The sequence below is a fragment of the Bacillus sp. S4 genome, assembly GCF_040838205.1.
Taxonomy (GTDB): Bacteria; Bacillota; Bacilli; order Bacillales; family Bacillaceae_G; genus Bacillus_A; species Bacillus_A cereus_U.
This window is the reverse complement of sequence record NZ_JBFPJI010000379.1, coordinates 1-2,933: the sequence shown is the minus strand read 5'-3', so window position 1 is coordinate 2,933 and position 2,933 is coordinate 1. Positions and strand designations below refer to the sequence as shown.

Genomic DNA, 2,933 nt, shown 5'->3' with positions numbered 1-2,933 from the left:
GATTTAAAGTGTTTTGTACAAATTGTAAACTGACAATAAAGTTATTTAATTTTAAATATATATAAGTAGTCGACATAACCCGACTTAACGGTAGTATCCTAAAAAGTTAGCTTTTTCGTTTTGGGGTAGTTTATTTTTTTAAGATGATAGCGATGTAGTACCATCTCTTAGGGGTCCCGCCAACCAAATGACATAAAACCCACGCTAAGACATTTTATGGAAGATAAAAAGCCGATTTTCCTACGTTAAGGGGAAAATCATTCCTTCTTGAAGAGAGGGCTGTGTAACAATGGAACTAGGGGTTCAGCCGAGATACGTGTAAAAATAGGTCATAGTGATACAATATTTACCAAATGATTACTTAGGTTGTCAAAATGAACATTTTTGCTATAAACAGCAATATTAAGAAATAGATTATTAATATTGTTGATTTAATTATAGATAGCAACAAGAAATATAGATACAGGAGTAGGTAGAGAATATCAAATAACCACCTACTCAAGGGGATTTATTGGTTTAAAACATAGCTGTTGTAATCAACTTGTCTTCTTCTCTTTATTCACTGGTAGTTTTCTTTGAGACAGTGAGGACAATAAATAAAACAAGCCTGGTAAGATGATTATTACACCTGCAATTCCATATATCTGCCTTATATTCATATGTAAGAAGGATGACGATGCGAACACTATGCCTATTGGCATAGTGATTCGGAGAAAGAGCAAACGAACAGCGCTAAGCTGGGGTAGACGATCTTTAGGGGCTTCACGCTGAAAAGCTGCTGCACTTTGAGCATTAAAAAGTGGAAAAGCAATCCCTCCGAATAACTCACATATCCAAGCTAATGGTATGGAATGAACAAAGAACAATAGTACAAAGGAGAGACCTCCTCCGATTAAACCAAGATACATAGTTTGAGGTGTTTTAGGAACCCGCGTAAGTAAGACCATTCCTAGTGCATAGCCGATTGGGAAAGCACCAGAAAAGATGGCATATTCCCATGAGTGACCGTTAAGTTCTCCTTTAATAAACGGAATACCAATAACCATTGCTGCTCCTACGGCAAACTGGACGGTGGAGGAAAGAAGAGATAATTTTAAGAGATAAGGATACTTGAAGAATATACGGTACCCTGTTTTCATTTCAGCCCACCAAAACTTTTTTGACCAGGTATCCACTTTCTCTGTACTTCTTATAGGAATCTGTAAGAGTGAAAGAAAACTGATAAAGAACATAATAGATGAAAAAACATAAATAAAATGTACAGGACCTACTAGTAGTAACAAAGATGTAGCTCCGGGAGCGATAAAGCTCATAAGGCGAATGGTAGCATCTAATAATCCATTTGCCTGAGTAAGCTCCTCTTCTTTACAAATATCAGGGAGCAGGGAAAAAGAAATGCTAGCATAGATGGGCTGCACCAGTCCCAAGGTACATTGTAGAATAATCAATCCTAGGATGGTTCCTGTGTACTTATCTGTGATATATCCAACCAGAGGAAGAAGGTATGCAAAGGAACGAATAAGTTGTATGTTACGAAGCACCTTCTCCTTTACAACATAATTGAGAAAGGGAGTGCTTATACTTTGTAGAAGCAAAGAAGGAATAAAATAAATAAGCCAAAGTGCTCCCATCCATTCCTTAGAACCTGTGACTTGATATAGTAACAGTCCATTTAGAATTCCGCCAGCCGCCCCACCAAATTCCGATACAACTTCTCCCATCCATAATGCCTTAAATGATTTAGAGTACGTCTTCATATGTCATCCCCAAGGTACTGGGTAAGACGTCTGGAAAAGTGAGTGAACTGTGTTGGATTGGCGGAATATATCCCTTTATCAGCCTTAATGAATTTGGCAGCTTTCAATAGTGAAAGTTGATGATGCAGGGTAGTCTTTGAAATATTGAATTGGGTGCTCATCTCTTGGAGGGATGAAGGTCCTCTTAACAATTGGTATAGCAATCGTAAGCGAAGTTCATCTCCTAATGCTTTATGACCGCGAACAAGATCAGTAGGTGGTATCCCGGGTTCTAGCAAATATTCGTCCCTCAATGGATAAAAGAATAATTTAGTGTCCGAAGTTCTTTTCTCTAAAACCCAGGGGCGATATGAAACATGAGGAATCAGTTTGACAGTCCAAATAGATGGTTCTGGTTGATATCTCACTCCATCCGTAATACGTTCAATCTCCTCAACAGGTCTAGTAACATCCAATGAATCATGTTGTTTTTGTTCAAAGGATAATGCTTTATTCCACTTCTCCCATTCCTCTTGCTGACTTATCCAGCTATGCCATTCTGTAATCGCTTCAATAAAAAGGACACATAATTCCTCACGGGAGTAACGAGCTAAACTTCGAATGTATCCACATAAATAATCATGGTCATAAAAATGTGTAGCATATTCCTCAAATGAGGCTAAGCTATGACGGAAAGCAGCAGCCTCAACAGCTTTTTTTCGTAAAGGTTCAAGCTCCCGACCTCCATATGGCAAAAGAGTTTCATATATACAGTCAGCTGAGAGGTTATAAAGGTGATTCGAAAAATCTGAAACAGATGATGAAGAGAATCTGTTTTGAAGCATAAGCAATCCGTACCAGAAGTTAGTCTCTTGTATCACTTGTAGAACATCTATAAGTGACGTAGGCATAGAACTCTGGTCTGTCAGCCATTTCTCGTCTAAATCAAATGTATGTCTAATTCGTGCATGTGTGTATCCTGCTATGCCTAGGATAACTTCCCAAACGGGTGAAGATTCTACCTCCAGGGAGATAGTTTCAATCAGTTGTGAGGAATACGTTTGTTTCATTTAAAAGCCTCCTTTCTATTTATAATATATATTCTAAAATATCAGAAAATAAAATTCAATAATTTTTGAATTTTATTTTTTAAAACTCTATAATAACTTTGTTTTCCTTAAAATGTATGTGCTATTC

General features: G+C 37.4%; 2 protein-coding genes. Both read right to left on the bottom strand.

Annotated elements, in window-relative coordinates; translation table 11 throughout:
- Positions 1-536: 536 nt before the first annotated feature.
- Complete coding sequence (locus tag AB3X48_RS20415) at positions 537-1,757, bottom strand: MFS transporter (protein ID WP_088099324.1); 1,221 nt, start codon at positions 1,755-1,757, stop codon at positions 537-539.
- Positions 1,754-2,806: an ArsR family transcriptional regulator gene (locus tag AB3X48_RS20410; RefSeq protein ID WP_088099323.1), complete on the bottom strand. Its 1,053-nt coding sequence runs from the start codon at positions 2,804-2,806 to the stop codon at positions 1,754-1,756. Before AB3X48_RS20410 ends, AB3X48_RS20415 begins: the two co-directional genes overlap by 4 nt.
- Positions 2,807-2,933: the final 127 nt, after the last annotated feature.